Source organism: uncultured Veillonella sp. (assembly GCF_905209685.1).
Classification (GTDB): Bacteria; Bacillota; Negativicutes; order Veillonellales; family Veillonellaceae; genus Veillonella.
Genome location: NZ_CAJLUB010000112.1, coordinates 1 through 6,008, shown reverse-complemented (window position 1 = coordinate 6,008; position 6,008 = coordinate 1). Strand labels below are relative to the sequence as shown.

At 36.9% G+C, this 6,008-nt stretch carries 7 protein-coding genes; 6 read left to right on the top strand and 1 reads right to left on the bottom strand.

Features of this window, described 5'->3' with window-relative positions; all coding sequences use genetic code 11:
* Positions 1 to 216: 216 nt before the first annotated feature.
* The 3 genes from QZ055_RS07680 (at position 217) to QZ055_RS07670 (ending at position 2,302) form a co-directional block, all read left to right on the top strand.
* Positions 217 to 900 carry a hypothetical protein gene (locus QZ055_RS07680; protein WP_105090098.1) on the top strand — a complete coding sequence of 228 codons (684 nt, stop codon included), beginning with the start codon at positions 217 to 219 and terminating at the stop codon, positions 898 to 900.
* 171 nt (positions 901 to 1,071) lie between these two features.
* Positions 1,072 to 1,545, top strand: a complete 474-nt coding sequence (locus tag QZ055_RS07675; protein WP_295825788.1) for a hypothetical protein — start codon at positions 1,072 to 1,074, stop codon at positions 1,543 to 1,545.
* A gap of 148 nt (positions 1,546 to 1,693) precedes the next feature.
* Positions 1,694 to 2,302 carry a hypothetical protein gene (locus QZ055_RS07670; protein ID WP_105090100.1) on the top strand — a complete coding sequence of 203 codons (609 nt, stop codon included), beginning with the start codon at positions 1,694 to 1,696 and terminating at the stop codon, positions 2,300 to 2,302.
* Positions 2,303 to 2,378: 76 nt separating this feature from the next.
* On the opposite strand, the gene fliB is transcribed toward QZ055_RS07670, so the two are convergent.
* Positions 2,379 to 3,281, bottom strand: a complete 903-nt coding sequence (gene fliB, locus QZ055_RS07665) for a flagellin lysine-N-methylase (protein WP_295825785.1) — start codon at positions 3,279 to 3,281, stop codon at positions 2,379 to 2,381.
* Positions 3,282 to 3,439: 158 nt separating this feature from the next.
* On the opposite strand from fliB, the gene QZ055_RS07660 reads away from it, so the two are divergent.
* The 3 genes from QZ055_RS07660 to QZ055_RS07650 all read left to right on the top strand — a co-directional run bounded on the left by QZ055_RS07660 (position 3,440) and on the right by QZ055_RS07650 (position 5,672).
* The gene (locus QZ055_RS07660; RefSeq protein ID WP_187359568.1) at positions 3,440 to 4,003 is read left to right on the top strand and encodes a PepSY domain-containing protein; all 564 of its coding nucleotides are present in this window, start codon (positions 3,440 to 3,442) and stop codon (positions 4,001 to 4,003) included.
* A 515-nt stretch (positions 4,004 to 4,518) separates the two neighbouring features.
* A complete protein-coding gene (locus QZ055_RS07655) occupies positions 4,519 to 5,235 on the top strand; it encodes a ribonuclease E (protein ID WP_295825783.1) in 717 nt (238 codons plus the stop codon).
* A 158-nt stretch (positions 5,236 to 5,393) separates the two neighbouring features.
* Positions 5,394 to 5,672, top strand: coding sequence for a PepSY domain-containing protein (locus QZ055_RS07650; RefSeq protein ID WP_105090104.1), 279 nt, complete (start codon positions 5,394 to 5,396; stop codon positions 5,670 to 5,672).
* Positions 5,673 to 6,008 lie beyond the last annotated feature (336 nt).

The following is a 6,008-nucleotide window of genomic DNA, read 5'->3' as shown; positions in this document are numbered from 1 at the left end:
TGGTGGGCATGGTTATGCTTGCTACATCTAGATAATTACATAGTATGAAAAATATGAAAGCAAGGTATGAATATACCTTGCTTTTGTGTTATAATGATGAACAGAGTATGAATTAAAAATAAAATAATTGTTATAAATTCGTAATCGTTGTGTTGTGTGATGCATCATTCTATATAGAATGGTGCTATTCTTGTTGTGTAAAAGGTGGTGAGAGGCATGATGGGAGGTTTATTAGAGTTCGTTTATCGCTTATTAAACCCCATTGAAGAAAAACATCCGCGCATGTACCACTATGATGTTACCTATGGACAGCTTGCATGGATGTTGGTATTGGCCCTCATATGTTATCAATTTACCATCGTTGGTGAAAGCGTCTATTTAGATGCTATACGAGCATTTATACGTAATTCATCGCTTTTGGTAAAGTGGCAATTGTTTTCGCTTCCCGTAGGGCAGCATGAAATACAAGTCTTTTTTGAGCAGCTAAGTAAGCCTCGTGAGTTTTGGAATGTAGGTCGCTTTACGTGGGTAATTTTAAAAGCGGCGCTTATGTCCGGTATCTTGTTAGGTTACGCTATGTTGCAAAAGCGTAAGTTCTACATTCGTGGCGTAGTTACCGGTGTATTACATATGATGGCCTTTGCTCAACTAGTAGTAGCTATGATTACGCTTACGGCAGGTATTATGTTGATTCTTACATCCATACCGATTATATTGCAAGCCATTATTGGCTTTTGCATGATTGTTTTATGCATTCTTAGTACTGTATTGCTACTACAGACCATGGGGCGTATAGCCGGAGCATGTATTAATGGCAGTTTTTATGAAGGACTAAGCATTATGTTAATTGCTATTTTAGCATCACTATTATGTGAAGTGCTATATACATTAACTCGATAATATATAAGGAGTATTATGACTTGGTATAAGGACATATTACATTTATTTACAAAATTGAGTGACAGATCCTTTCAAAATATTATTAGAAATGGAACCTATACTCGAGCTATACTAAATCTTATAATATCTACAATTGTATTATATGTAACGACCTATGCTTTGCCGTTCATAGTGAAAGCTGTGTCTCCCGCATTAGGCATAAAACGCATGACTGGTCTCACACATTTTGATCTGGTTAGTGCTTTGGCAAATGCATCCTTTTTAATTTTTCAAATTATCATAGGTGCCTTTGTTATATGGCGATTACTAGTATTGCTAGGTGGTACTGGGACCTATAGGGGCGTGATGCGAAACTATATCTATGGCTTAGCTTATACGAATGCACTGCGTACCGTAGTATTAGTGTTGATCCATATAGTGGGGCTCATATTATTTTATCTATCTATGCCGAAATATGTAGGGGATATGGCCTATCTTGTAACCATGTTTAGTCAATATTATGCTGTCTTTATTGGGGCTCAGCTCATGCGCCGCTATGTTGAATTAGGTATCGTAAAAACATATATTATTATGTTTATTGTGGCGTTGCTATCAGTGTCGGTATTGCCTCAATGGATCCGATTTGTACATACCCTAGTTAAATAATATAAGATAATAATGTAGTATAACCGCAAGATGAAAGTCTTGCGGTATTTCTTTGTTTTAATTTATATTAAAATTAATTATACATAATTTAAATTTGGAAATTTATGATATAATTAAATTTATAGTATAGTTGAGAGCGGAGTTAGTTATGGATACGACATTTTTACGAGAAATATCCCTGCTGGTGCGTTCACCGAAGAAGGGAATCGATGAAATCTTCTGGTTTGGTACCCTTGAAAAGGGTATTAAAGCTGGCCTTGCCGGTTGGTGTGCCACTCATATTTTAGGCTTTGCCTTAGGTATTGTATTATTACCGCTAGCCATGACCTTTGGAGGTTTTTTATTTGGCTTTATACCGGCTGTATATGGCATATTTTCTATATTGAGAGAGATTTTAGGCCTTGGAATCTATTGGTTTGTAGGTAGCTTTATACTTTGGAAATTACTGAGCGTTCTTTTAGAACGTGAGTTTGATTTTAAGCAAGTATTAATGGGTACTGCCTATGTGGAGGGCTATACAGGCGCACTTGGGCTAGCATTAATTTTGGTATCTATTATTTGCATTTATATTACGCCATTTTTAATGATTCTATTAGTTCCCTTAGCATTAGCTTACGTTGGTGCCGTTATCTACGTAGCCGTCATGCTTTTATCTCGGATTATGAAAGTAGAGCCTATCACTGTAGGCGCTGTATATATAGTTCTATATATTATTAACCTTTTATATAACTGGATTATGCGCATACTCTTTGCGTAAATACATAAAACCTCCTAGTTTTATACTAGGAGGTTTTTATTGCTTTGAATGAAATTTTAGTAAAAGTAGTTTGTCATTATTGAAGAGAATCATAATGTTGTAATAGTAGTTCTACATTGTCTTCATCGTATTCGATTTGTTGGGACCATCTTGCGACTTGTTTAAGCGGTGAACCCTCTATAGCACTTGTGATTAGTATGTATTCTACACCATCTCTTGCGTAGGAGAGGATAGATTCCAAAGAATAGTCTGCTAGCATATCGATTTGACGATATAAGATGTATTGGAACACCTTGTTGAATAGCCCCATATCGTGATTTGCTATATAGCTTTGTACAGCGGTAATAAGTTTTTCTATGTCATGAGATAATGTATTAATTTGTACAGTCCATTCTTCATCGATAGGCTCTGTTGTATCGTATAAATCTAACAGTTTCGCATAATACTGTACATCAGGATTTGGGCTGTATTGAAAGTATGATGAATCTATATCAAGGGCTAATAGTTCAAATATATTCTGAATAGTTAAACGCTCGTCAGGACTAAACTCGCTATCATCGTCTTCAATGGTAAAGATTACCTGATCAGATTGAGTATCCTCTGCGAGTAGTTCAACCGATGCTTCGCAGGATAGACCAACCCCACATAGTTCGAGATCTTCAATATATTTATAAAAACGCGGGTGCATATGGCACGTATCGCATAAGCCTTCTTCTCCGAGTTCGAGCACAACCTTACATAGTCCTTGTTCGTTGAGCAATGGACACATTGGTTGTTCCTTAGAAAATACGAAATGGCTGCCCTCATCATCGACAGTGATAGCTTGGCGTAAGCTTTCACCAAGAGGGCCTGTCATGGTGTGATAGCGTTCAGCAATAGTCTCGTCGATATCGATGGTCCAAAGTTGACAACATGTATTTTCACATCGATCTGCTTTGCATTGAAATGTGTGATATATAGTAGGATATAATGAAATCATAATCGTCTCACTTGTAGTAAAAAATATTCTACGTGCATTGTATCATAGGGGAGTTGTCTATGCATTAATATTATAAATAAAGATTAATAAATCGTATCGATTTAGTGTATAATTGTATATATACACACTATGGTCCTGTTTGAGAGATGGAGGAGCCTATGAAATCCTTATTTGTAAAAGGTAGCCTTGTATTAGCCTTGGCAGCAGTGTTTGGTATGCCAAATGCAAGTGCAGCCCATTTAGTAGCGGTAGAACCAACTGTTGCCGTTGTTGATGGAAACCATGCAGCGATTGTAGGTGCCAATGGTTTATTAAATGCATTTATTCAGAATCATCCAAATGCAGCTATCACAGAAATCGCCTTTGATGCGGATGGTGGGCAAATTAGATATGATGTAGACGGTTTTGATGAAAGTGGCAAATATGAGCTTACGTATATCTATGCCACAAATCAAATCTTTGAAAAACGTGAAGGGGACTTCCATAAATCGTTAAAGAAAAAATCCTTTGATCCTCGTGAAATCTTACCGCCAGCAGCGGTAGTTAATTTTGCGTATGCTCAAACGCAAGGCAAAGCGACAAGCCTTAATGGGTGGTCTGTACAGTATGATAAAGGTAAAATAGTATACAAAGTTAGCTTCGGAACAGAAGGTGACAAAGAGGTAGATGTACGAATTGATGCTATGAATGGTACTTTATTATCTGTTAAATTTGATGATTAAACCTCATTGTAATTAGTAAATATAACTTAATAGTCAAAGGCTTATTATTTTAAATATAAGAATTAAACTCCTTAAAACTGTCTTTTTTGTAGTAAATGATAGTTTTAAGGAGTTTTTTTGTGAAAGTTTGCTCATGAAATGGGATGTTTAGATTATGAAAATTACAATGAGAGGCCATGATTCCTTTAGACATGGGATATATAGCTTTTTAGATTTGATTCATAGAATACTTAATTGCAAATCGAATACTATAGAATTTCATTTAAATTACATATAAATTCATTTTAGACTCACGCCAAAATAAGCTAGACCAATGGGTTCTACATTTTTATTTCATAGATTATGGATAATATGTGTCCAGTCAAAAGACAGAACTCAAATATATCGGGAATTTCCAGACTATATATCTACAGTCCACGCTAGATATATGTTTTGGAACTATAACGATAACACCGAGTTGGTTAAAAATATATATGCGTAGTTTTGCATATATATGGATTATCAAGGAGGATATTATGAAAAAATCTATTTTGAAAAGTAGTATTGCTTTAGCAGTAGCTGGCGTATTTGGTGCTACTGTAGCAGTAACAGCAGCTGAACAAGCAACACCAGTTCCTGTAACTCAAGAGGTAGCAGCTACTACAGCTCCTGTCGCAGAACCTGCTACTCATCAAGTGGTTCCTACAATTCAAGTAACTCCAGCAGCTAAAGTAGAAGCAGCTCCAGCAGCAGCTAAAACAGAAGTAGCTCCTGCAACAGCTAAAGTAGAAGTAACTCCAGCAGTTAAAGTTGTACCAACAGCGGCTAAAGTTGAAGTGGCTCCAGTTGCACCAGTAGCTCAAGATACTACACCAGTTCCAACAGCAACTCAAGACGTAAAAGCTCCAGTAGCTCAAGACACTGTAGTTCCAGCAGCAGCTAATCCTGCAGCAGCAACTCCTACAATTGAAACTGCAGCTGTGGCAAAAGCTCCTAGCGAAGCTAAAGTAGTGCGTGCAGCAGATAAAAAAGTAGAAGCTAATAAAGAAGAAAAAAATACTAAAAAAGCGCAAGCACACAAAGCGCCTAAAGTAAAAGCTGACAAAGCAGTTAAAGCTGATAAAGCTGTAAAAGAAACTAAAGAAGTAAAAGCAGATAAAAAAGCTGACAAAAAAGAAACTACTAAAGAGGAAAAAAAAACTCTAAAAGTGGAAAATCACAACCTAGCACAACAAGTAAGCAAGCAGGCGTAGTCGATCAAAATAGTATTTTCGTAATTGGTGCGAATTATTTAATCGACCAATTTGAAAATAAATATGGCGACTCTAAGATTACTAATGTATCCTTCAAAGCTGCCGATAAAACTGCTATCTATGAAGTAGACGGTTTCAATACTAGTGGTGCCCATTCCATGACTCTAGATGTGGCATCTGGTAATGTAACTGAAGGTACTCCTAAAGCATATGATGCATCTATGGAAGCTAGTGCTATTGATGCTGGTACTGTGTTACCTCCACATGTGGCGATCAATGCAGCCTTCGCACAAACTGGCAACGTAGCAACTGGTATTAACTCTTGGTCTGTAGCAAACCAAAACGGTAAACCTATTTATACTGTAGAGTTCCATGATGCACAAAATAAACCTGTATCCATCGTGTTGGATGCAAAAACAGGTATGGCAGTAAAATAAGTTAATCCATATCCTATGCCACTGTAAAGCAAACCCCTTTAATACACGAACACTAAACACACAAAACTATACACACATACTTACACACATACACAATACACTTACACACAATAAACAATTACACACGCAGCCCTCTGGATTGGATAGACAAACATTGACTCTCTCCTATGCCGTCTGTCGTTCAGGGGGCCCCTTATGCATTGTGGTTCCCTCCCAATCATAAGATTATATACTTGGTATATAATACTCTCTCTCACAATAAGAACGTAACTGCTTTACAGTACGCTAGGTATAGGGGAGCAGGAAAGCCCGTAATACATGTAGACCGCTGCATGT

Excerpts from the sequence above, each read along its gene's own strand:
- QZ055_RS07680 (WP_105090098.1), top strand. The coding sequence starts at position 217 with ATGATGGGAGGTTTATTAGAGTTCGTTTATCGCTTATTAAACCCCATT.
- QZ055_RS07670 (WP_105090100.1), top strand. The coding sequence starts at position 1,694 with ATGGATACGACATTTTTACGAGAAATATCCCTGCTGGTGCGTTCACCG.
- fliB (WP_295825785.1), bottom strand. The coding sequence starts at position 3,281 with ATGATTTCATTATATCCTACTATATATCACACATTTCAATGCAAAGCA.
- QZ055_RS07660 (WP_187359568.1), top strand. The coding sequence starts at position 3,440 with ATGAAATCCTTATTTGTAAAAGGTAGCCTTGTATTAGCCTTGGCAGCA.
- QZ055_RS07655 (WP_295825783.1), top strand. The coding sequence starts at position 4,519 with ATGAAAAAATCTATTTTGAAAAGTAGTATTGCTTTAGCAGTAGCTGGC.
- QZ055_RS07650 (WP_105090104.1), top strand. The coding sequence starts at position 5,394 with ATGACTCTAGATGTGGCATCTGGTAATGTAACTGAAGGTACTCCTAAA.